Here is a 23,112-nt window from a genome sequence, read left to right as displayed (position 1 = left end):
GTTCCAATCCTCACCAAGAGGTAAACAGGCATGGTTAACGGCGTCTTAACGCATCCTTACAGGAACTTGACGAGCGAGAGCTGGGCGAGCTTCGAAGTCGTCTGGTAGGATGCCTGGAGCGCGTTCTGGAGCGACAGGATCTCGCTCGCCACCTGGTCCGGCGAGGCCGATTCCGCCTGGTCGATGATAGACTGAAGCTGCGCCTTGGCCTGGGTCTGGCGCGTGGACGCGTCCTTCATCGTGTTCTGGGCCATCGCGATGTCGGTCTGAATGTCCTCGATACGCTGCTGGCCCGGCTGCTGGGTCAGTGCCTGCGTCACCCGCAGGCTCAGCGCCGAGACCTGCCCGCCCGAATATTGCCCGCCCGGCGAGGTCGAGAACGTCCCGAACACCGCGATCGCCTGCAACTGCCGGCGGATCGCGTCCTCGTCGGCCTGTGCGCCATATTGCACCGTGACGGAATCGTCGACTCGCGCCATCGCGGTGGAGCGCGGCGAGCCGGGCCCGTCATTGCCGAGGTACCATTTCACGGTGGTGGCCGAACCGTTCACCAGCGTCGTCGCCGAGCTCGCCGGTGACGAGCCGACGCGCAGCGGCGGCTGGGTCGCGGTGACAGGTGTCGAGCCGAAACCAAGCGAGCCGAGCGCACCCGTATTCGAGCTCGTAATGTTGAGGCTTGCCGCGTCGTCGGTATTGATCGTGATCACACCGCCATGAACGGTCGAAGGCTTCGAGGTCCCCGTGATCTGGTCGATCTTGCCGAGCAGGGCCTGGATGCTGTCGCCGACATTGAGCTGGTTGCCGGTCGCGCCCGAGCTGACGAAGGTGAGCGTGGTGCCGTTGACGGTGATGGTGTCACCGGCAACGAAGCCCGGCGAGATCGAATCCGAGGGGCTGGCGCCGGACAGCGCCGTCGCTCCGGTGATCGGCACGGGCGTCGCCGCCTGGTTGTTGACCGGCGTGCCGGTCGCCGAGCTTGCAGTATTGAAGAAATTGTCGCCGGCGACGATCGCGGACGCCGCCACCAGCGAGGTGTTGGCGAGCTTCGTGATCGCGGTGTTCAGCGCGGTGTTGAGATTCGCCGCAGTATTGTTCGGATTGACCGGAACGCTGGCATCGATCGCAAAGCTGCCGAGCGGCGTCGGCGTCGCTGTCGACGCGGTCAGGTCGATCTGCTCGGTCGTGCCGTCCGGCAGCGTGAACTGAACGCTCAGCTTGTCGCCGTTGTTCGGATTGACGCCGTTGAGATCGACCGAGAACGACACCGGCGAGCCGCTCGGCCCCGTAACGGTCGCGCCCGTCAGCGTCGAGGACACCGCCTTGATCTTGAGCCCGAACGGCGAGCCCGCGGCGTCCTCCGCCACCTGCACCGAGCTCGCCGTCGGCTGCGTCTGCACCAGGCGGCCCTTGCCGCTGGCGCCGAGATCGGCGGCCTGGCGCTCCGCCAGGACGGTCTTGAAGCCCGCCTGCGTCGTGGTGCCGTTGATGATGTCGCCGGCATCAGCGACCGACTGCGTGTTGACGGCGGTTCCGGAGAACAGATAACGGTTTCCCGACTGCGTGTTGAGAACGCCGACCATCGAGCCGAACTGCGCGGCGGCGGTGTTCTGCGCGACCGTCTGGCCGTTGACGTTGAGGTCCTGCGCAGTGTTGGCGGAGCCGGTCTGCACCGTGTTGCGGATCGTCGTCAGCGATTGGAGCGCAGTGTTGGCGAGGTTGATGTTGACGTTGACGTTGGTGATCGTGTCGGTATAGGCGGCGATGTTGGAGAGCTGCGAGCGTCCGGCGATCGCAAAGCCCTCGTTGGTGCCCATGCCGGAATAGTTCTGCGACAGCTTGCCGGTCGAGAGCTGCGTCGATAGGTCGGTGAGTTGCTGATTGATGTTGCGGATCTGCGAGCCGAGAACCGACGAGGAATAATTGATGCTGCTGATCGACATCTTTCAGAGCCCTGTTACTTGTTACCCTTGAGCCTGGATCAAAGTGTTCATCATGCTCTGCACCACCGACATGACGTGGGCGTTGGCGGCATAGGCATTCTGGAGCTGGATCAGGTTCGACATCTCCGAGTCCAGGTTGACGCTGGAGGTCGAGTTGAACTTGGCCTGGAGTGTCGAGACCACGACGCTCTGGCCCTGCTGGAGCTGGCTTGCCTGTGTCGCGGCATTGCCCTGGATGCTCAGGAACTGCTGGAGGTAGTTCGAGACGCTGCCGGTAAAGGGCTGGTTCGCCGAGCCGAGGCCGGTCGCCGGCGAATAGGAGAACACCGCATTGGTGAGCTGGGAATAGAGATAGTCCGAGCGCGTGGTGTCGCCCGCGGGCGTCACCGGCGCGGTGTTGTAGACCGACAGCCTGGTCGGATCACTGACCAGCTGCGTGTTCACCGCGATGCGCCCGGCAAGGCCGGTCATCTGCGAGCCCGACGCGGTGATCGCGCCGGTGTAGAGCGCCTGCCCGCCATCGGTGAACAGCGCCAGTTGCGGATTGCCCGAGACCAGCGACGAGATCGTCTTGGTGGTTGAGGACGAATTGACCTTGGCAAGGCCGCTGTTGTCGTCGGTGACCCGCAGCGTCGTTGCGGTCGCCGGCGACGGGGCGGCGGAAAACGACAGATGCGAGCCCGACAGCGCGGTGTTGAGCGCGGACGCGATTGCGCTCGTGCCGCCAGAGAAATTGACGCCCACTCGCATCGGATTGGCGTTGGTGGCATTCTGGAGCGGCAACGCCGCAGGATCCGTCACGTTGATGAGCGTGATCTGGCGCTGCGTGTTGGTGGCCGTATCGGTGTACGTGATGTTGACCGTGTTGCCCGGCTGCGCACCGGCAAGGTCGAGATCGAAGCCGGGCGGCGGGCCGGACACCGTGCTGCCGGCCGTGGTCTTGTCCGACAGCGCGCTCGACATCGTCGCGGCGAGCTGGTCAATCTGGTTCTGCGCCTGCACCAGGGTCTGATCGCGCAGCTTCAGGTCGGCCGCGATCTGGCCCGAGGAGACCACGTTGTTGGCGACGACGTCGACCTGCGAGCCGTTCGGCAACTTGATATTGAGCGCACCGACGCCAGACTTGGCCGGGTCGCTATTGTAGAGCGAGGTCGCCGACAGCGCACCGGCAGACGCAAAGGTGAATTGCGAGGCGAGTCCGGCGCCGACCAGCTGGATGCCGGTCGTGGTGTAGATGTTGGCCTGGTTCGAACCGTCGGTGGTGACCCGAACGTCGACATATTTCGACAGCGTGTTGATGGCATGGTCGCGCTGGTCCATCAGCGTCGCGGCGGAGGGATCGTTGGCCGACAGGCCTTGGAGCTTGGTGTTGATGTCGGCGACCTGCTGCATCACCGCGTTGGCGGCTAGCGCCGAATTGCCGAGGTCCTGCTCGACATTGGAGCGCAGCGACTGGATGCCCGTGGTCGTGACGTTGAGCTGTTTTGCCAGTGCCTGCGCCGCGCCAAGGGCAACCGTCTGCGCCGACGACGCGCCCGAGCTCGTCGACAGCGCCTGGAGCGCCGTGGTGAACTTGTTCAGCGCGCTTTCGAGCGTGCCGTCGTTGCCGGGCGTGCCGTAGACATTCTGAAGCTGCTTCAGGATGTTGGCCATCTGGTCGGCATAGCCGCTGCCGCCGCTCTCGGTGCGCAGCTGGTTCAGCACATAGGTGTCGAGCTCCCGGCTGACGCCTGTCGTCATCGCCGTGGAGCCGAAATCGCCGGTGGTGACCTCGATCTGGTTCGGGGTCTGGACGACGTAACCCGGCGTCTGCGAGTTGGCGACGTTCGAGGAGACGATCGAGAGCGCGGCCTGGTTGGCACGCAGACCGCTCATCGCACTGGCAAGGGCTGAACTCAAACCCATATCACTGGCCGCCTTTGGTTACGTCACGCGCCGGTCAGCGCAACACGTTCAGGAGGTCCTGCACCATCGAATTCGCGGTCGTGATCACCTTGGTGTTGGCCGAATAGGCCTGCTGGGTCACGATCAGCTTGGTGAATTCGTCGGCGATGTCGGTGTTCGAGCCTTCCAGTGACGAGCCGCTGATGGTGCCCGAAGCACCGTCGATCGCAGGTCCCGACTGCTCAGTCGCGGCATAGGCGCCGCCGTCGAGCGCCTTCAGGTAATTGGTGCCGTTGAAGTGCGACAGCGAGACCTGGGCGAGATCGAGGTTCTGGCCGTTGGAGAAGGTTCCGACCACGAGGCCGTTGTTGTTGACGGCGACGGAGCGGAGCTGGCCGGCGGCATAGCCGTTCTGGGTGATGGTGTTGATGGTCACCGCGCCGCTGGTACTGGCATATTGCGTCAGCCCGCCCGAGGAGATGTTGAAGGCGACCGAGCCGAGCGACTGGCCGCTGACGCTGACATTGTTGATGGTGATGCCCGAACCGCTCGGCGAGGTCAGCGAGCCGTCGCTGGCAAACGTGAAGGCCTGCCCGGTGTTGACCCAGCCGACCGTCGTGCCGGTCGCATTCGGATCGGTCTGATAGAACAGGTTCCAGCTATCGGAATGTCCGGCGCCCAGCGAGGCGCTGTCGGTCTTGGCCCAGCGCAGCTGCAAATTCACTGGCGTGCCGGCGGCGTTGTAGGCGGTCACTGCGCCGCCGCTGATCGATTCCTTGGTGAAAGTGGCGATGTCGTTGCCGACCACGCCGCCGGTGCCGGCGGTGCCGCCGCCGTCGCGATTCTTGGTGATGGTCGAGGTGAAGCCGAGCGCGGCGAAGGCGGCGCTGTTCGAGCTGGACACCGACAGGTTGGAAACGGTGCCGGTGTTCAGCGTGATCACGCCGCCGCTGCTGACCGAAGATCCCGACGCGCCGGAGAGAGCGTCGATCTTGCCGAGCAGGGTCGTGATGTTGTCCGTGATGTTGATCTGGTTCGCACCCGACGCGCCCGAGGCCATGAAGGTCAGCGTCTGGCCGTCGACCGTGATGGTGTCGCCCGCCGCGAAGCCCGAGGAGAGCACCTCGGCGCCGCCGGCGGTCGCGCTGCCGCTCAGCACCGTGGCGCCGGTGATCGCGGGCGAGGACAGTACGTTGCCGCCGCGCGTGACGCTGCTGATGCCGAGCGCCGTGGCTGCCGAGCCGCTGTTGACTGCGACGTCGGTGCCGGTGCCGGTCGATATCTGGATGTTGCCGCTGGCGGAGAGCGTGGCGGTGACGCCGGCGCCGCCGGCCGTCTGAATAGCGTTCAGGATGCTGCCCACCGTTGCCGTGGTGCCCGCACCGAGGCCGATCGTGGTGTTGCTGCCGGTCGTCGTGACCGTGGTGCCGCCGTTGAAGGTGATCGTGTTGCCGTTGATGGTCAGCGTCTGGCCGCTCAGCGCCGTGAGGATGCTGGAGGCGAGATGCGTGCCGACGGTGTTGTCGAGGGAGGTGGTGGTGGAGGCCACCGCCGACGAGTTGTTCTGGAGCGCAACCGTGCCCGTGCCGGTCGTCGACGAGTACGCCGAGCGGATGTTGCCGGTGGCGGCCGCGCCGGCCACCGTCGCATTGGTGTAGGGTGCGGGCGGCGTGCCCACCGGCAGCGGGTTGGCCGAGAAGTCGGAGGGGTTCAATCCGCCAGCTGCGAGCAGCGTGCCGCTCGCCGCGGTGGAGCTCGCCGCCGTGTTCGGCTGGGTCGGCAGGTTCGCCGCGTACTGGATCGAGGTGGTCGCCTGCGCCGGGATGAAGTTGTTCTGGAATTTCAGGACCGTCGCCACGTTGCCTTGCGGGTTGCCGGTCTTCGGATCGACCGTGACGCCCATCAGGTAATAGCCAGCGCCGTTGACCAGGTTGCCGTTGGCATTGAGCTGGAAGTCGCCGCGCCTTGTGTAATAGGTGACGCCGCTGAACACCGGCACGTTGTCGACGATGCCGGTCGCCTTCTGGATCGAGAAGAAGCCGTCGCCGGTGATCGCCATGTTGGTCGCGACCGTGGAGCCCGAGATCGTGCCCTGCGTCGTGATGGTCGCTTTCGCGTTCGCCGTCACACCGCCGGCGACCTGCTTGCTCGGCACCGAGGAGTCGGGAATGAGATCGACGAAGCTGGTGCCGATGCCCTTGTAACCGGTGGTGGATGAGTTCGCGATGTTGCCGGAAATGTTCTGCAGCGCGTAGGACTGCGCCTGCAGGCCACCCACCGAGGTATTCATTGCATCGAAGATACCCATAACCTTGTCTCCAAATCCGATCCCGGCAGCCGGTCGACCATGGCCGCAGTCGGAAGAGACAGTCGCAAGGGCTATGCCAATGCGGGTATCTTCAGGAAATCAATAACTTAAATAGAGATGCCCCGGCCGAACGACCGGGGCACAATTGCCGGGCCGGCAACAATTGCCGGGACTTTCCTTACGTCGCCGACGCCGCGGCCGGGTGGAAGACCAGCCCGAAACCGTCGATGCAGTAGCGCAGACCGGTCGGTTTCGGACCATCGTCGAAGACATGGCCGAGATGGCCGCCGCAGCGGCGGCAATGCACCTCGGTGCGCACCATGCCGTAGGTGCGGTCCTCGGTCTTGCCGACATTGCCCTCGATCGGCTGGTAGAAGCTCGGCCAGCCGGTGCCGCTCTCGAACTTGGTCTCCGACGCAAACAGCGGCAGGTCGCAGCCGGCGCAGGCGAAGGTGCCCTTGCGGTGCTCCTTCAGCAGCGGACTGGAGCCGGGCCGCTCGGTGCCGTGATTGCGCAGGATCTCATATTGTTGCGGCGTCAGCTGGGCACGCCACTCGGCCTCCGTCTTCTCGATGTCGAACTTTTCCGTGGCCTTCTCGCCAGCCTCGGCAGGCGTCCCTCGCAGCCAGCGGAAGGCCGAAAGGCCGAACAGGCCGGCGACAGTCGTTAGCAGAATGCGGCGGTCAAACATCTCATTCTCCGTGCGGGAGCATCCACGCCCTGAGATACGGGCTCTAACGGCCCATGTTACACTTCCGGGCGGAATTTTTCGCCGGGCTTATTGCGGGACGCCGGTATCCTGCGAAGCCGGTTCCACGGCTTGTTCTGGTCCTTGGGCCGCCGGTTTGGGCGGCGACACCACCTGCGGCCGGACACCGGGCGGCAGACGGCGCGGACCCGTGCCGGCGGCCCGATTGGCTTCAGCCAGCCGCGCCTCGCGTCCCCGGTCCTTGATCCTTGCCCGTTCGCGGTAGCGCGCCAGCGAGCCTGCAGCGGCCGAACTCGCCCTGCCCCACATTCCGACCAATCGGCCCGCAACGCGCCCCGCGGCGCCGCCCGCCCAGACCAGCTCGAACGGCAAGAACAGCTTCCAGCGCTCGTCACCCCATAGGATGCTGCGCGCGATCAGGTGTCCGGCCATGGCCGAAATGTTCATGCCCTGGCGGCCGAACCCGCTCGCGACCCATAGGCCCTTGCGGAGCTGGCCGATCTGCGGCATGCCGTGCACGGTCTGGCCGGTGGCGCCGCCGAACATGTCGGTGATCTCGACGTTGCCGAGCTCGGGGAAGATCGACCGGATCCGCCGCCTGACGCTGCCCGCAAAACGCTGCGGACGCGCGGCCCAGGTGGTCTCCGGGCTCTCCCACATCAGGCGGTCGCCGTCGATGATGCGGAAATGATCGACGCCGTCGGAATCCATCACCGATCCCTTGAAGGCGATGATCTCGTGCACGCGCTCGCCGAGCGGCGCGGTGATGCCGGCATAGCGCCAGACCGGCAACAACGTCTCGGAGAGGCGCCGCAAGGGCGCACCGAGATGGATGTTGCCGGCGAGCACGATGTGGGTGGCGCGCAGCCGCGCCGAGGGCGTGACGATGCGCTTGCGGATGCCGGAATGATCGATGCTGACCACCGGCGTATCCTCGAAGATGCGGGCGCCTGCCCGCCGCGCCAGCGCCGCCAGGCCGTGCACGTATTCGCGGCCGTCGACCTGGAATGCCTTCGGATAATAGACGCCGTGGAAGTAATGATCGGTCTTGAGCACCGCGCGGACGCGATCAACCTGCCAGCCCTCGACCTCGGTGTCGAAATCCTCGTTCAGCATCTGCAGCCGGCTGATCAGCCGGTCGCCGGCATCGACATTGGAGACTTCCAGCACGCCATCGCTGCGGCCGATGCCCGGCATGTTCTCTTCGCTGGCATTGGCGCGGACGAACTCGGCGCCTTCCTTCGACAGCGTCCACAATTCGCGCGCGTCCTCGAAGCCGACGCGCTCGATCAGATCGGTGAGCGGCAGCGCAAAGCCAGGCATCACGGTGCCGAGCTGGTTTCCGGAGGCGTTCCAGCCGATATGGCGGCCCTCGAGCACCGCGACGCTGGCCCCGAGCCGCGCCGCCTCCAGCGCGATCGAGAGTCCGGCCAGTCCCGCCCCGATCACGCAGATGTCGGCGTCAAGATCGAATGACAGCCGCGTGCGGTCGCGAAAGCCGGCTTCCTGCTGGGACACGCTTGTGAAAGTCTCGCTCATGTCGTTTTCTTAGAGCATGATCCGGAAAAGTGTGCAGCGGTTTTCTATCGCGACAAACCCGGATTCGGTTTTGCGCGGAGATCCTGCTCAAACAATGCCAGCCGGGCGCTTGTCACCTTGTCCTCAACGGGCGCCTGTAGATTATTCTGGACGTGGAACGATTCGAGAATGCCATGCGCCGTTTGATGCTGCTGCGTCACGCCAAGACGGAAACCGACGCGCCGAGCGGCCGTGACCAGGACCGGCGGCTCGACGACCGCGGCCACAGGGATGCTGCGCAGATGGGCAACTGGATCGCCGCGCATCCCCCCTTCCCCGACGCCGTGCTGGTGTCGCACGCCGTCCGGGCCAGGCAGACCTGGGACATTGCCTGGGAGACGATGAAGGACCGCGTCGCGGCGCCCGAGGTCGAGGTGCTGCCGGAACTCTACGGCGCCGATCCCGCGCAGATCCTGGACTCCATTCGCACTGCAACCGCCCCCGCCGACCCCAAGCGTTTGCTGCTGGTCGGCCATAATCCCGGCATGCATGAGGTCGCCCTGATGCTGATGGGCGGCGGCGATCCCGCCGGCGCCAAGGCGCTCGCCGACAACCTGCCCACCGCGGGGCTTGCGATCTTCGACTTTGATGTCAAGGATTGGCGCGACGTGGCCTACCGCCGCGGCAAACTGGTGCTGCTCGTCAGCCCCAAGCTGCTTCGATCGGGTTGATCGCGCGGCGTGCCGGCAAGACGAGCTAACTGCACGACACGCTAACTGGAAGACTGGAGGCGCAGATGTTCAAGTCCATCCTCGTGCCCATCGACCTCGCCGACACCGATCTCGCCAAGCCGGCGATCGCAACCGCGGCAACGCTGTCGCAGACCTGGAGCGGCTCGGTGCGCCTGCTCAATGTGCTGCCGATGACACCGGTGATGCTGGCTGAATACGTGCCGGCCGATTTCGACGAGCAGCAACGCCAGACCTCGGAAGAAGCCCTCGCCATCGTCGCGCGCGAATCCGGCATCGAGCCGTCCCGCATCTCCAGCGTGGTGCGCCAGGGCGGCATCTATCACGAGATCCTCGAGGAAGCCGTACACATGAAGGCCGATTTGATCGTGATGACCTCGCACCGGCCGGCAATGCGCACCTACTTCCTCGGCTCCAATGCCGGGCACGTCGTGCGCTACGCCAAGTGCTCGGTGCTGGTGGTCAGGCACTGAGCTCGCGCCACGCTGTCATTGCAAGGAGCGAAGCAATGAAGCAATCCAGACTTCCACCTAGGAGCGAGGCTGGATTGCTTCGCTTCGCTCGCAATGACGATTGGAAGCAGCTGTCGCCTATCGCTCCGCCAGCCTACAAACTGATGGTCAGCACTCAACTCGGAGCAATGTCATGAAGCGATGGTGGCGGAGATGGACCTACGAGATCCCGCTCGCGATCGGCGATGCGTTATGGGAAGTGCTGGTCGTGCAACTCGCCGCGCTGCTGGACAGGCTGACCGTGCGGAAGGTGATCGCTCTCATCCCGGTCGCGATCATCGTGCTGGCCTACTATCATAGAATCCCGATTCCGCCGGAGCTGATGCTGGTCGGCGACTTCCTCGCCTATATCGACATCTTCTCGGTGGTGATCCTGCTCGGCGTGCTGAGCCGCGTCACGACGATCCTGTTCGTCGTCAAACAGGCCGCGGCACGTGTCGCTGCCCGCGTAGGCAATACCGCGGCGCAATTGCGGCGTCTGGATATCCGTCACAGGCGTCAGCGCAGCACCGCGATAACACGGCACGCCAAGCCCGACCATTCCGAAGAGGATCGGGTCCTCGGCGGAGCATGGGACCAGGTCGCATTCGCCTGATCCATCTGCAAGCTCAAAACCTTGTAGCCCGGACGGAGCGACCATGTCACTCACACTCCGTCATTGCGAGCGCAGCGAAGCAATCCAGAGTCTTTCCGCGGAGGATCTGCTTCGCTGCGCTCGCAAATGACGATGTAGAACATCTGTGCGCGAAAACTCGGGGTCTCGTGCCCCCGGACGCAGCGCAGCGTCTCTTCGACGGTGCGCTGCAGAACCGGGGCCCATGCTACAGTCGTCCGTGTGTCCTGCTGGGTCCCGGCTCTGCGCAGCAACGCTCACGCGTTGCTGCGCGTCCGAGACAAGAGGACAACTCTCACAAATACCGCGTCAGCTCGGCCTTGACCTGACCGTAGACCGCGTCCTCGATCTGGCTGCGCGTGATCCCGATGTCGCGCAGGGCGCGGTCGTCGAGCTCACTGAGCGTCTTGACGGCGGAGCGGCGCTCCAGGCGGTCGAACAGCGCATACGCGCCGTTAGCAAGCGCGCGGAAAAATCCGCCCGATGAGGATGGGCGTAAACTCCGCCCGGCAGTTTGCGAGATGCTGGTCATGTTTCTTCTCCGGCCCGTTGTCCCGCGCGGCGAAGCAGGTGCCGTTGGCGCGGACGCTGTCAGCGCCTGCACCTCGTTTGCCGTCGGATTGCTCTCGCTGTCCTCGGCTCATCGCGGAACTTGATGGAACTTAAATGCTCCAGTACACTTCTCGGAGCAAGTAAAAGATTGCTCTCGGTGCAATAATGTCCAAGTTTGAGTACGTGAAGCTTGCCGATGCCATTGCGGCCGATATCACTAACGGCACGTTAAGGCCCGGCGACCGGCTGCCGCCGCAGCGCAATTTTGCCTATGACCGTGGCATCGCGGTCTCGACCGCGAGCCGGGTCTATACGGAATTGCTCCGCCGCGGCCTCGTCGTCGGCGAGGTCGGCCGCGGCACTTTCATCTCCGGCGACGTCAGGCGCGAGGTCGAGACCATCAGCGAGCCGCGCGATGCCCGGATCGATTTCGAGGTCAATTACCCCCTGTTGCCGCAGCAATGGGCGATGATCGCCAAGAGTCTCGCGGGACTGGAGCGCGTCGATGCGCTCGAATCCGCGCTGCGGGTCTCGACCAGCACCGGCACCAAGAGCGCGCGCATTGCCGCCGCCGCCTATCTCGCGCGCAAGGATTTTGCACCGCAAGCCGAGCAGATCGTCTTCACCGCCAACGGCAAGCAATCGCTCGCAGCCGCGATCGCGGCGCTCGTCCCCACCGGCGGCCGCTGCGGCGTCGAGGCACTGACCTATCCTTACGTCAAGAGCATCGCCGCGCGGCTAGGTGTGACGCTGGTCCCGATTCCGGTGGACGAGCACGGCGCGCGGCCCGAGGCGATCCAGAAGGCGCATCGCGAGGCGCATCTGTCGGCGCTGTATCTGCAGCCCATCATCCAGAACCCGCTCGGTGTCACCATGAACGCGACGCGGCGCGCCGACATCATGCGCGTCGCCGAGAAGCTCGACCTCACCATCATCGAGGATACCGTCTACGGTTTCCTCGCCGACGACACGCCGCTGGCGGCGCTCGGGCCTGACCGCTGCATCGTGCTCGACAGCCTGTCCAAGAAGGTCGCGCCGGGGCTTGCGCTCGGCATCCTCGTCACGCCGCCTCGCTTGCGCGAGAGCGTGATGAGCGCGGTGCGCACCGGCGGCTGGATCGCCTCCGGCCATGCGCTGGCGGCCGGACAACGGCTGATGGCCGATGGCACCGTCGCCGAGCTGACACGTTTGAAGCGCATCGACGCCGCGCGCCGCCAGCACACTGCGGCACGGTTGCTGGCCGGCTACCAGCACGCCGCCGATCCGCGCTCCTATCATTTGTGGCTGACGCTGCCGCCGCACTGGCGCTCGCAGACCTTCGTTGCCGCCGCAGCAAGGCGCGGCATCGCGCTGACGCCGTCCTCGACCTTTGCGATCGCGCACGGCCATGCCCCGAATGCGGTGCGCCTCGCACTTGCCCCGCCCTCGTTCGAGCAGCTCGATTCCGGCCTGCGCACGATCGTCTCGCTGCTCGGCACGAAGGAAGAGGATTTCGACTCGACGGAGTAGCGGCTCGTCTAGGGCAGCAGGGCCTTCGGCACACGATCAAAGCTGTAGTTCTGCGGCTGGTTGCGCCGCACGAAGCCACCAACCTGCCAGGCGAACAAAGCGGCGAAGCCGATGATGAACAGCGCACCGGCGAACTCGCCGATCAGGAGCGCGCGGATCAGGAGGCCCATCATCGCCACTGTCAGCACCGCGAGGAATGCCAGCACTGCCGCATAGGTCTTGCGGCCGAGGCCCGCGATCAGCACAGCGCGGCTGCCGACCCTGGCCATCCGTGCGTGCAATTCGACGATGAAATCGCGAAACCCGCTGTCCTGCGGCGCCATCAGTGCCGCGGTCTGCCAGCTCGTCGACAGGATTGCGATGCGGCCGCCGCCGCTGTGGCGGACATCGGCGCGAAAGCGGTGCTGCTGCATCGAGACCGGACGGAACGACAATCTGACAGCGCTGATCTCGTCATAGCGCCACAGGCCCGAGCGGCCGGCGATGTGCCAGGACAGGCCCTCCTCCGTCAGCTCGAAGCGATGCGCCGAGCCGATCAGCGACGCCTTGTAGGCGTAGCTCGCACCTGCGGCGCCTTGCGCGTCCGAAACCTGCATCTTCACGATCAATCCCGTCTGCGATCCGCTTGCGCGATCGCCCTCGCCCATCCTACAAGCGGGACATGGCTGAGACGACCTTTTTTCCGCGCCGCCTGATTCTCGGCGCCGCCGTGATCTCCGGCGTGCTGCTCGCGCTTGCAGTGCACATGCTGGGCGCGCGCTACGGCCTCGACCTCGGCGGCCTCTGGCGCTCCGACACGCATGAATTGATGCCTGCGGGCGCGGCGATCGCCTGGTGGCTGATTGCAACGGTCGGCTTCTCCGGCGGCTATTTCACGGCGACCTTGATGCAGAGCGCCGCCGATGGCCAGATCCCGCACCGCATGCGGCAGTTCCTGATCGCGGTCGGCGTGCTCCTGCTCGCTGGCGCAGGCCAGGCGGCCTCGGTGCCGAGCGCTGTCCCCACCATCTCGGGCATGCTGGCCGCCCTTGCCGCACTCTGTCTTGGTGCCGTGATGGCGTTCTGCGGCGCGCATTTCGCGCTGCGCCGCGGCTAGAGCATGCTCTGGAAACTGTACAGCGGTTTTCCCTCGCGACAAACGCGTTTGCGCGGAGATCATGCTCAAACAAAAAATTCTAGGCCGACGCGCGTAGCTGCGGACGCTCCAGCATGCTCGCGACGTCGGAGGCAGGCCGCGGCTTGCTGAACAGATAGCCTTGCGCCTGGGTGCAGCCCTCGCGCCGCAGTAGCTCGAGCTGCGCGTCGTTCTCGACGCCTTCCGCGGTGGTGACGATGCCGAGGCTGCGGCCAAGACCGGTGACGGCGCGGATGATCGCCATGGAATCCTCGCGCGTCGCCAGCTCCGACACGAACGAGCGGTCGATCTTGATCTTGTCGAACGGGAAGCTGCGCAGATAGCTCAGCGACGAATAGCCGGTGCCGAAATCGTCGAGCGAGATCCGCACGCCCATGGCGCGCAGCTCGTGCAGGGTCGTCAACGTCGTCTCGCTGTTCTGCAGCAGCACGGATTCGGTGATCTCAAGCTCGAGGCGGCGCGCAGCGAGCCCTGACGTCTCCAGCGCCTCAGTCACGGACGCGATCAGGGTCGGATTCTTGAACTGCACCGGCGACAGGTTGACAGCGACGCCGATCTCTTCCGGCCAGGTCGCCGCATCGATACAGGCCCGCCGCAGCACGAACTCACCGAGCTGGAGAATGAGGCCGGTCTCCTCGGCGAGCGGAATGAAGTTGATAGGCGAGATCAGGCCGCGCTGCGGATGGTTCCAGCGGAGCAAGGCCTCGAACGCGACGACCTGGTCGCTGGCGACGTCGCGGATCGGCTGGTAGTAGACCGCAAACTCGTTGCGCTGAAGCGCCGCGCGCAGATCCATCTCCAGGAGGCGCCGCGCCTGCGCGCGCGCGTCCATGCCGGTCTCGAAGAAGCGATAGGTGCCGCGGCCGTCCGCCTTGGCGCGGTACAGCGCAAGGTCGGCGTTCTTCAACAGCTCGTCCGGATCGCTCCCGTCCTGCGGCGACAGCGAGATGCCGATCGAGACGCCGATCACGATCTGATGGTCCTCGATCTGGTAAGGCGCCGAGATCACCTCGACGAGGCGGCCGGCAAGGGATCTGGCCGCGGCTTCCTCGGAACGTCCGATCTGGACCACGGCGAACTCGTCGCCGCCGAGCCGCGCCACGGTGTCGTTCTCGCCGACGGTGGCCTTCAGCCTGCGGCCGACCTCTTTCAGCAGCGCATCGCCGATGGGGTGGCCGAGCGAATCGTTGATGTCCTTGAAATGATCGAGGTCGAGGCAGAGCACTGCCAGCTGGTCGCCGGACCTGGTCCGGCGCAGTCCCTGCTCGAGCTGTTCGTGGAACAGCACGCGGTTCGGCAGGCTGGTCAGCGCGTCATGCCGCGCCATGTGCGAGATCTTGGCCTGTGCCTCCAGCCATTCGGTAATGTCCTCGAAGGTTGCGACCCAGCCGCCGCCCTGCATCGGCTGGTTGACGACGCGGATGGAGCGTCCGAACCGGTCGACGACGTCGGTCGTGGTGCGGCCCTCGCGTGCGTCGGCGACGAGGCGCGCAAAGAATTGATCCGCGTCGCCCTGCCACTGGCCCTTGGCCTGCTCTTCCTTGAGCACGTCGACCAGCAGGCGGCCTGCGAGCGCGATGTCGGTGCAACGGAGCATTGCCGCGTAACGCTCGTTGAACAGCATGATCCTGCCGTCCGCGTCGAACATGCACAGGCCCTGCGACATGTTCTCGAGCGCGGTGTCCAGCACGACCTGCTGACGTCCGATCTCGCTTTTCGCGCGCCGATCGAGTATGGCCGCCGCGAGCGCGATGGCGATAATGCCGGCGGCCGCGCTGGCGGTCAGGATCGACAACGATGCCGGCGGGATCGAAAGACCGCTGACGACGAGTGCCGGATCAGGCGTCAACTCCAGCGCGCCCATGGCGGTGAAATGATGTGAGACGATGGCGACCGTCAGCAGGACCGTCGCGCCGAGAGCGCTCGACACGCTGTCGCGCCGTCCCGCGACGAGGAAAGCGAACGATCCAAAGACAATGCCGAGCAGGATCGAGACGGTCACGGTACCGGTCGCCCAGCCGACATGGGCGGGAATCTCCAACGCCATCATGCCGGTGTAGTGCATCGCCGCCACGCCGCCGCCGACGACGGCTCCGCCGAATGCAATCAGGGGTCCGCGCGTCGTCGACACCGAGATGCTGAGACCGATAAAAGTGACCGCGATCGCAAAGATCAGCGACAGCACCGTCACGGGGATGTTGTAGGCGCCGCCGGCGCCCGGCCCGTACGCCTGCATCGCGATGAAATGGGTGGCCCAGATGCCGCAGCCGGTAACGGCAGCATCGAGCGCGATCCACGCCACGCGAGCGCCCCCGCGCGCCGCACGCGCCCGGTGAAACAAGCTGATCGCCGCCGCACTGGCCAGCAGACACACCGCGCCGCCGAGTGCGACCAGGCGCCAATCATGCTGGTCGGTGAGACAGTAAAGAATTTGATACATTGCCCGCCCCTGTTCCAGCGCACTAGAACCGGCAGAGGGTGGACAGTCGGTAACCAGTTCTGCGCCGGTTCGAAGAATGGTGAACAGACAATGTGTGCGGTCGCTCGCGTTGTTTACCCCTGTACCTTCGCGCCAAGGCCGATCACGGCCGCAGCAAGCAGCAGGACGGCGGCGGAAATGATCAGCGACAGATGCATCCCGATCATGAAGGTTGCTTCCGGGGCCACCAGCGAGCCGAACAGCGCGACGCCGAGCACGCTGCCGGTCTGCCGCGTCGCGTTCAGCACGCCGGCGGCAATGCCGGATCGCGGCTTCTCGACGCTCCCGAGCAAGGTCGAGGTCAGCGGCGGCACCAAGAGACCAAGTCCGCCGCTGATGGCGATCAACTGCGTGCAGATCGCCCAGTAGCTCGTCCCGGTCCCGATCCAGAGCAGGCCGAGGCAACCGAATGCCGAGATGCAGGCACCGACGACGATGGTCGGGCAGGATCCGATGCGTTCGGCGAGCCGCGGCGCCAGCAAGTTGACCGGTAGCACTGCACCCATCATCGGCACGAAGGCGAGGCCGGTCCACCATGCCGAGAGGCCGTTGACCCGCTGGAAGTACAGGCTGAGCACGAAGATCAGGCCATAGATCGCGACGTTGACGAGGAGGCCGACGACCGTCGTCAGGGTAAACAGCCGGTGGCTGAATAGCGACAGCGGCAGCATCGGCTGCGCCGCGCGGTTCTCGCGCCAGATGAAGAGCACGGCGAGAACAGCCGCCGCGACAAAAGCTCCGATTACCGCAGGATGGCCCCAGCCGAGCGCGCCGGCTTCGATGATCGCGCCGGCGAGCGCACCAAGCGCACCGATCGCGCCGAGCTGTCCGGGCAGATCAATCTCGCGCGAGGTTGCGCGCGTGGTCTCGGTCGCGTAGCGCCAACTCAGCCACAGGCCGGCGAGCCCGATCGGCAGATTGACCAGGAAGATCGCGCGCCAGCCGACCAGCGTGATCAGTGCGCCGCCGACGAACGGGCCGGCGGTCAGCGCAAGGCTGGCGCCTGCCGCCCAGACCGCAACGGCGCGGCCGCGCGCGCGATCGTCCGCATAGGCATGATTGAGCAGCGCGAGCGAGTTCGGCACCAGGATCGCCGCCGCCAATCCCTGGACCAGCCGTGCGGCGATCAGCATGATGGCATTGGGCGATAGCGCACACGCCAGTGAGGCCGCGGTGAAGATCGCGAATCCCGCCATGAAGATGCGCTTGGCGCCGATGCGGTCGCCGAGCGCGCCCGCCGTCAGGATGAAGGCGGCAAACGCGATGGTGTAGGCGCTGACCACCCATTGCACTTCGGCAACGCCGCCGCCGAGCGTCTTGCCCATGGCATCAAGCGCGGTATTGACGATAGTAATGTCGAGCTGCACCACGGCATAGCCGAGGCTCATCGCAGCCAGCGTGAGGGACGTTGCAAGGCGCGAGCCCGCATGCGAGATGCCGGCTCCGCCGTCGAAGATTTCGAATTTGATGGTGCTTGCTCGCATGCTGCCACCTCGATTGCAGCCCCATGCGAAACATACACCTCCATCGCGCCATCATGCTTCGGTTATGATCGAAGCATCGCCGCACGATACATCGTAGTTTTTCGCGGGAGACGAAGCGTCGCGCCCTGCTCGCCGTGCAAGTCCCGTCCGCGCGGAAGCATGGGAACAGGGCGAGATCGCTTCGATTGATCCTTTCATGTTCCCTTCAAGGCAGGACGTCATGGCGAGAGCTGGCAACACCTCGATTCCAGGAACATCGGAGCTCGGCAAGACCGCAACCATCATTGCCGTCGGCTGCTTGATTGGGGCGCTGTTCGCCGGCAGCACCATCGCGACCCCGCTCTATGTCATCTACAAGCAGCAGTTCGGCTTCTCCCAGATCACGTTGACGCTGATCTATGCCGTCTACGTCATCGGCAATTTGACCGCGCTCCTGGTATTCGGCCGGATGTCGGACGAGGTCGGGCGACGGCGCACGGCGGTCATTGCGATCGGCATCGCCATCACGGGCGCGCTGGTCTTCCTGTTCGCACACGGGGTCGCTTCGCTGTATGTGGCGCGGGTGCTGAGCGGCCTCGCCATCGGGATCGGCGCCGGAACAGGCACCGCGTGGCTTGCCGAGTTGATCGCGGAACAGGACCGCTCGCGCGCCACCGTGATTGCGACGATCGCGAACTTCACCGGCCTCGGCCTCGGCGCGCTGATCGCCGGCCTGCTTGCCGAATATGTCGCGCTTCCGCTGCGAACCCCGTTCATCGCCTATCTCGCGGTGCTGGTCATCGTCGCGGCGCTGCTCGCGTTCGCGCGCGAGACCGTGGATCGGCCGCTGGCCGCGTTCGCGCAGCTGTCGATCCGGCCGCGCGCAGGCGTTCCGTCGTCGATCCGGCCCCGGTTCGTGGCGCCTGCCGTGACGGGCTTCGGCGCCATGGCCCTCGTTGCCTTTTTCGCCGCGCTTGCACCGAGCGTGCTCGCCAACGAGCTGCATGTCACCAGCCACGCCGTCGCCGGCGCGATCTTCCTCGAGCTCGCCGCTGCCGTTGCCCTGGTCATCGCCCTGACGCGGTCACTGTCCAGCCGCACCGCGATGCTGTGGTCGCTCGGTTTGATGCTGCCGAGCCTTGCGCTGCTCGCGGCCGCCCAATTCGTTGGGTCGCTCGCAATCATGATCGCGTCGACCGCGATCTGCGGCGTCGCCGCAGGCCTCGGCTATCGCGGCAGCCTGCAGGTGGTGAACCAGATCGCACCGGATGATCGCCGTGCCGAGGTGGTCTCGGCCTATTTCATCTGCTGCTTTCTCGGCAACGCGCTTCCAGTGATCGGGATCGGCGTGCTCTCGACAGTAACGAGCATGACCGTGGCGAGCCTGGTCTTTGCGGCGACCATTGCGGCCTTCGCGGTGGTTGCCCTGATGTTCGGACTGAAATACCGGGACGAGCAGGCGGTGCCGCAGAACAGATAGAATAGGCAAAGCCCGAAAGGAGACGCCGCGCGGCTGCACGGCGTCTCCTGACGGAAGTTCGTTCGGCTTAGCTCGCCGCGCGCAGATTGACCTTGCTCTCGGCGATGGTGGTCAGCTTCTTGTCGGTCGCCTTCTCTTCCTCGAGCGTCTTGGCGAGCACGCTGGCGCAATCGTTGCGGCCGAGCTGCTTGGCCCAGGCAATCAGGCTGCCGTAGCGGACGATCTCGTAATGTTCGGCAGCCTGCGCCGCATTGATGAGCGCCGCATCGAGCACAGCCTTGTCGGCGACCTCGCCGGCGGTCTCGTCGGCTTCCTCGATGATGCCGTCGATTGCCGGGCAGTCGACCGCCTTCACCTGGGCACCGTGCATCTTGAACACTTCCTCGAGGCGCGCGACGTGCTGCTTGGTCTCTTCGAGGTGCGTCAAAAAGCCCTGCTTCAACTGCGGATCGGTGGCCTTATTTGCCATCTTCGGCAGCGCCTTGGTGAGCTGCTGCTCCGCGTAGTAGATATCCTGGAGCTGGTGCACGAACAGGTCGTTCATGGTTTTGATGTCTTTTGTGAACAGTCCCATCTGTCCGATCCTTTCGGGTTTCGGGAACACGGGGGCATCGGCTTGCGCGAAAAGCCGGACATTCCGCCATGTTCGATTGCTGATGGGGCGCTAACGAGCACATGCCATCCACGTTCCAAAAAAGCGTGCATCGCTTTACGCTGGAACAAGGGCGCCGGCGCCAGGATTTGAAACCCTGCCAAGGCACGGACGGCGATCCGGGCCGGCGTCACGACTCATATGCTTAACGCGCCTCCGATGTGAACTGCGTATGACAAAAGTAGCGGGTCTGATGCAGAACCTATCCTTGTCAAGGGCTGCACAAGTCGCGGTTTTTGCCTTAAATGAGCTGGATCATGCTAGCGATCGACGCCAACGTGTGGCGGTGATCGCGTCCGACCGGCCAATGCCTGGCCCGGTCGGTCTTGCCCCCTGCCGGGAGGATGAATGCACGGACTGCTGCCCGCGCTGAAACGCGGCTTCAAAAGATGGATCGGCTGGCGACGGCTCGGAGTTGCCGCGAGCGTCTTCATCATCGCCTTCGCGGTCACTACGCTTGTGCGGACCCTCAAAGGCATCGATACCGGCGTCATCCTGACCGCGCTGACCGAGATTCCCCGGGAAAACATCGGCCTGGCGGCGATCTGTGTCGTCTTCGCGTTCTGTACGCTGACCTTCTACGACTTTTTTGCGTTGCGAACGATCGGCAAGAAGCACGTGCCCTATCGCATCGCAGCACTCTCCAGCTTCACGTCCTATTCGATCGGCCACAACATCGGCGCCACCGTCTTTACCGGCGGCGCGATCCGTTTCCGGATCTATTCGGATTATGGGCTGAACGCGATCGACGTCGCGAAGATCTGCTTCCTGTCGGGCCTGACCTTCTGGCTCGGTAACATCTTCGTGCTCTCGATCGGCATGGCAATCCATCCGGACGCCGCCTCGTACATGGATCAGCTGCCCTCCTCGATCAATCGGCTGATCGCATTCGGTGGCCTCGCCGCGATCGCCGCCTACCTGGTCTGGCTCTGTATGGGCGAGAAGCGCCGCGAGCTCGGCCAGAAGGGCTGGAAGGTGGTGCTGCCGTCAGCGCCGCTGACCTTGGTGCAGATCCTGATCGGCGTGGTCGATCTCGGCTTCTGCGCATTGGCGATGTACCTCCTGATCCCGGCCAATCCGCCGATCGACTTCCTCTCGCTCGCCGTCGTGTTCATCCTGGCGACGCTGCTGGGCTTTGCCAGCCATGCCCCCGGCTCAATCGGCGTGTTCGACGCCGCCATGCTGGTGGCGCTGCCCGAATTCGGCCGCGAACAGCTTCTGGCGACCCTGCTGGTGTTCCGCATCCTCTATTTCGTGATCCCGTTCGGCCTCGCCATCTCGATCATGGGCACCCGCGAGCTCTGGATGAACGTGGTCCAGCCCTGGCAGGAGCGGCGGCGGCTGGCGGAAGCCTGCGCACAGGCCAATTTGCCCAAGCAGGTGACCCCGATGGAGCGCGAGCGCCTGGTGCGGCAGGCCAGCAAGCGCTGAGTTGCACGCGGCCCGCAAAGAGCCAGACAAACGTTGCAGGCGGGCGAGCAATCCTCTCTTATTTCCGCCTCAACTTTGCCGTTGAAGACGCGGGCCATGATCCAGCTTTCCCTCCGTACCCTCGCCGCAGGCGCCCTGTTGCTTGCGGGGATTCTGACCGCTCTGCCGCCCGAACGCGCTGCCGCGCAGGATGCCGGCGCGATGCAGATCAATTGGGAGGTGCGCAACCGCTTCCGTCTGTTCCGCGAGGAGCGCGACTTCCTGCTCCATGTCGAGAACGCGCGTAACCGCAGCATCCTCGCCGCCGAGCAGTCGCTGGAGCTCCAAAGCGAGGGCCGCGGCTGGGCCCGCAACATGGTCAACCGGCTCTGCATCGACCTGCAGGGCCGGGTCAACCAGCCCTGCAATCGCGATAACGTCAAAGAGAACTATCTCACCCCCATCGACCACCCCGTCACCGTGCGCCTCACTGGTGCGGTGCCGGTCGGCGCCACCTGCGCCTGGAGCTTCGACGACGGCGACGGGCCGCAACAATCGACGTTCGACTGCGCCGAGCCGATCAATTTGCGCGTCCGCTACGGCAAGCAGACGGTCGCAACCGTCGACGTCTCCTCCGGCTCCGATCCGACCCAGCGTGTCCAAACCGAGATCGCGGTCCGCGACATCTTCGTCGCCGGCCTCGGGGACAGCATCGCCTCGGGCGAAGGCAATCCGGACCGGCCGCTGGCGCTATCGGACGAAGGCTTCTGCTTCCGCTCCTATCTCGGCACCGCCGGCGCGCAATACTACCGGCCGAGCCGCGCCGGCTACAAGGGCGGCCGCGCCTGCGAGGCGCCGGATACGCTTGCCAACTGGCAGCGTTACGGCGCGCTCTGGTTCAACGCGCCCTGCCACCGCTCGCTCTACAGCTATCAGGCCCGCACCGCGCTGGCGCTCGCGGTTCGCTACACCCACATCGCGGTGACCTTCCTGCCGCTCGCCTGCACCGGCGCCAGCATCGGCGACGGACTGCTCGGCTCGCAGCGTGCCCGCGAGTGTCCGCCCGGCAAGACCGGCGTCTGCACCACCAGCGTGAATGCGCAGGTCGCCGAGCTGCGCGAAGCGCTCACCGCCGCCAGGAAGCGCCAGCCCGACCGCACGCTCGACCTCGTGCTGCTCTCGGTCGGCGCCAATGACGTCTACTTCTCCGGTCTCGTCGCCGACGTCATCGTCGACACTGCGACCGAGCGCGCATTGTTCCGCCGCTCCGGCGTGATGGCGAGCGTCGACGATTCCCGCGACGCGCTGACGCGCGAGCTGCCGCAGAATTTCGTCCGCCTGCGCGAGGCACTGAAGCCGCTCGTCGGCGGCGACCTCTCGCATGTGGTCTATGTCTCCTACGCCAATCCGGCGCTCGCCGACGGCGGCGTGCCCTGCCGCGGCGGCCGCGCCGGCTTCGATATCCATCCCGCCTTCAACGCCGATCCGCAGCGCCTCGCCCGCGTCTCGACCTTCGTCGACACCGAATTCCTACCGCAGCTGAAGGGGCTCGCCACCTGCACCCGCGGCGCGCTGTGCCGCGATCCTGAGGCCGATCGCATGACCTTCGTCGACGCGCACCAGGCCGCGTTCGCCGATCACGGCTTTTGCGCGCATTCCGGCAACGACCCCGAATTCGACCGGACGTGTTTCGCCGAGAACGGCCAAAGCTTCAATCCGGACATCGTGAGCGCGGCGAGCCAGCCGATGCTGTGCGGCCGCGGCGCCTCGGAGTACCGCGCCTACCTGCCTCGCGCCCGCTGGATCCGCGACGCCAACGACAGCTATTTCGCCGCGATGACCTATCCGCAGGGCCTGCCCGCGGCGAGCCAGCCGACCGACATCCACGATGCGACCTGGGGCGTGCTATCCGCTGTCTACGGTGGTGCCGTGCATCCGAGCGCGGAAGGCCACGCTGCGATGGCAGATGCAGCGCTGCCGGCTGCGAGCGCCGTGCTTGGGCTAGACGCCGTGCCGCCAGGCGTCACGCGCGGGCTGCTCGCGCCGCTGCTTGGCGGCGCGCAGCAGTAACCAGCGCATCTTCACCGCGTGCATCCGAAAAACCTGGTTGGTATGATTTGACAGCACCACGCACACAAATATTTTCGCGTACGGCGTAATCGCGACGTCATCCAAGGTTCATCGCCGCTACCTAATTTT

Annotated in this window: 18 protein-coding genes; 8 read left to right on the top strand and 10 right to left on the bottom strand. The window is 65.4% G+C overall.

Features of this window, described 5'->3' with window-relative positions; genetic code table 11:
* Positions 1-56: 56 nt before the first annotated feature.
* The 5 genes from JJB99_RS14425 to JJB99_RS14405 form a co-directional block, all read right to left on the bottom strand.
* Positions 57-1,940: a flagellar protein gene (locus tag JJB99_RS14425; protein ID WP_200499375.1), complete on the bottom strand. Its 1,884-nt coding sequence runs from the start codon at positions 1,938-1,940 to the stop codon at positions 57-59.
* Between the two features lie 21 nt (positions 1,941-1,961).
* On the bottom strand, positions 1,962-3,845 hold the full coding sequence (gene flgK / locus JJB99_RS14420) for a flagellar hook-associated protein FlgK (RefSeq protein ID WP_200499374.1): 1,884 nt from the start codon (positions 3,843-3,845) through the stop codon (positions 1,962-1,964).
* Positions 3,846-3,879: 34 nt separating this feature from the next.
* Positions 3,880-6,132 (bottom strand): flagellar hook-basal body complex protein, encoded by a 2,253-nt coding sequence (locus tag JJB99_RS14415; protein ID WP_200499373.1) that lies wholly within the window; start codon positions 6,130-6,132, stop codon positions 3,880-3,882.
* A gap of 178 nt (positions 6,133-6,310) precedes the next feature.
* The gene (msrB, locus tag JJB99_RS14410) at positions 6,311-6,823 is read right to left on the bottom strand and encodes a peptide-methionine (R)-S-oxide reductase MsrB (protein WP_200499372.1); all 513 of its coding nucleotides are present in this window, start codon (positions 6,821-6,823) and stop codon (positions 6,311-6,313) included.
* Positions 6,824-6,910: 87 nt separating this feature from the next.
* Positions 6,911-8,380 carry an NAD(P)/FAD-dependent oxidoreductase gene (locus tag JJB99_RS14405; protein WP_200499371.1) on the bottom strand — a complete coding sequence of 490 codons (1,470 nt, stop codon included), beginning with the start codon at positions 8,378-8,380 and terminating at the stop codon, positions 6,911-6,913.
* Between the two features lie 173 nt (positions 8,381-8,553).
* Here JJB99_RS14405 and JJB99_RS14400 point away from each other — a divergent pair, with 173 nt between their 5' ends.
* From JJB99_RS14400 to JJB99_RS14390, 3 genes are all read left to right on the top strand, one after another.
* Entirely contained in the window at positions 8,554-9,090 is a 537-nt protein-coding gene (locus JJB99_RS14400) for a SixA phosphatase family protein (RefSeq protein ID WP_200499370.1), read from the top strand.
* A gap of 65 nt (positions 9,091-9,155) precedes the next feature.
* Entirely contained in the window at positions 9,156-9,581 is a 426-nt protein-coding gene (locus JJB99_RS14395) for a universal stress protein (RefSeq protein ID WP_200499369.1), read from the top strand.
* Between the two features lie 172 nt (positions 9,582-9,753).
* On the top strand, positions 9,754-10,215 hold the full coding sequence (locus JJB99_RS14390; protein WP_200499368.1) for a hypothetical protein: 462 nt from the start codon (positions 9,754-9,756) through the stop codon (positions 10,213-10,215).
* Positions 10,216-10,528: 313 nt separating this feature from the next.
* Here JJB99_RS14390 and JJB99_RS14385 read toward each other — a convergent pair whose 3' ends face one another.
* Complete coding sequence (locus JJB99_RS14385) at positions 10,529-10,765, bottom strand: DUF1127 domain-containing protein (protein WP_200499367.1); 237 nt, start codon at positions 10,763-10,765, stop codon at positions 10,529-10,531.
* A 185-nt stretch (positions 10,766-10,950) separates the two neighbouring features.
* Here JJB99_RS14385 and JJB99_RS14380 point away from each other — a divergent pair, with 185 nt between their 5' ends.
* Positions 10,951-12,294, top strand: coding sequence for a PLP-dependent aminotransferase family protein (locus tag JJB99_RS14380; protein WP_200499366.1), 1,344 nt, complete (start codon positions 10,951-10,953; stop codon positions 12,292-12,294).
* An 8-nt stretch (positions 12,295-12,302) separates the two neighbouring features.
* On the opposite strand, the gene JJB99_RS14375 is transcribed toward JJB99_RS14380, so the two are convergent.
* Positions 12,303-12,890 (bottom strand): hypothetical protein, encoded by a 588-nt coding sequence (locus JJB99_RS14375; RefSeq protein ID WP_200500161.1) that lies wholly within the window; start codon positions 12,888-12,890, stop codon positions 12,303-12,305.
* Between the two features lie 65 nt (positions 12,891-12,955).
* On the opposite strand from JJB99_RS14375, the gene JJB99_RS14370 reads away from it, so the two are divergent.
* Positions 12,956-13,390 carry a hypothetical protein gene (locus JJB99_RS14370; RefSeq protein WP_200499365.1) on the top strand — a complete coding sequence of 145 codons (435 nt, stop codon included), beginning with the start codon at positions 12,956-12,958 and terminating at the stop codon, positions 13,388-13,390.
* A gap of 79 nt (positions 13,391-13,469) precedes the next feature.
* Here the strand turns inward: JJB99_RS14370 and JJB99_RS14365 are convergent, their stop codons facing one another.
* Both JJB99_RS14365 and JJB99_RS14360 read right to left on the bottom strand, forming a co-directional pair.
* The gene (locus JJB99_RS14365) at positions 13,470-15,869 is read right to left on the bottom strand and encodes a bifunctional diguanylate cyclase/phosphodiesterase (RefSeq protein ID WP_200499364.1); all 2,400 of its coding nucleotides are present in this window, start codon (positions 15,867-15,869) and stop codon (positions 13,470-13,472) included.
* Between the two features lie 113 nt (positions 15,870-15,982).
* Complete coding sequence (locus JJB99_RS14360; protein WP_200499363.1) at positions 15,983-17,392, bottom strand: MFS transporter; 1,410 nt, start codon at positions 17,390-17,392, stop codon at positions 15,983-15,985.
* A gap of 220 nt (positions 17,393-17,612) precedes the next feature.
* Here JJB99_RS14360 and JJB99_RS14355 point away from each other — a divergent pair, with 220 nt between their 5' ends.
* Entirely contained in the window at positions 17,613-18,851 is a 1,239-nt protein-coding gene (locus JJB99_RS14355; protein ID WP_200499362.1) for an MFS transporter, read from the top strand.
* 67 nt (positions 18,852-18,918) lie between these two features.
* On the opposite strand, the gene JJB99_RS14350 is transcribed toward JJB99_RS14355, so the two are convergent.
* Entirely contained in the window at positions 18,919-19,425 is a 507-nt protein-coding gene (locus JJB99_RS14350) for a ferritin-like domain-containing protein (protein ID WP_200499361.1), read from the bottom strand.
* 426 nt (positions 19,426-19,851) lie between these two features.
* On the opposite strand from JJB99_RS14350, the gene JJB99_RS14345 reads away from it, so the two are divergent.
* Positions 19,852-20,934: a lysylphosphatidylglycerol synthase transmembrane domain-containing protein gene (locus JJB99_RS14345; protein WP_200499360.1), complete on the top strand. Its 1,083-nt coding sequence runs from the start codon at positions 19,852-19,854 to the stop codon at positions 20,932-20,934.
* A gap of 96 nt (positions 20,935-21,030) precedes the next feature.
* Positions 21,031-22,983 (top strand): hypothetical protein, encoded by a 1,953-nt coding sequence (locus JJB99_RS14340; RefSeq protein WP_200499359.1) that lies wholly within the window; start codon positions 21,031-21,033, stop codon positions 22,981-22,983.
* Positions 22,984-23,112: the final 129 nt, after the last annotated feature.

It is taken from the genome of Bradyrhizobium diazoefficiens, from assembly GCF_016616235.1.
GTDB lineage: Bacteria > Pseudomonadota > Alphaproteobacteria > Rhizobiales > Xanthobacteraceae > Bradyrhizobium > Bradyrhizobium diazoefficiens_H.
The sequence above is the reverse complement of the archived record's forward strand: the minus strand, read 5'-3'. Positions and strand labels throughout refer to the sequence as shown.